Source organism: Salinimicrobium oceani, from assembly GCF_012037645.1.
The window spans coordinates 1-294 of sequence record NZ_JAAVJR010001545.1 but is presented as its reverse complement, the minus strand read 5'-3'; the positions used below and the strand labels follow the sequence as shown (position 1 = coordinate 294).

Here is a 294-nt window from a genome sequence, read left to right as displayed (position 1 = left end):
CCAGGACCCCTAATAAACTATCATTTTTGGCAATGGGAGCTATAATGGCACTTTTTACCTTTTCTGCTTTTAAAGATTCAGCAAGGAAATTGGCTGAAGTATTTTCAGCAAAAAGATCAACATTAGGTATGCTAAAGTAGTTATGATCCACCACCAGCCTTTTATAAGCTTCTTCATCAAGTGCGGCACGACAATCTATCTCTTTTTCATTTCTAAGCATAAAACTGGGAGCACGGTTTCCCATCATTTTTTCAAACTTTGAATCCTGCTCGTTGTACGTGGTGAATCCCACTC

Annotated in this window: 1 pseudogene; it reads right to left on the bottom strand. The window is 38.8% G+C overall.

The features are described 5' to 3' along the window. Positions 1–294: pseudogene (locus tag HC175_RS23000) on the bottom strand (GAF domain-containing protein); the annotation flags it as partial.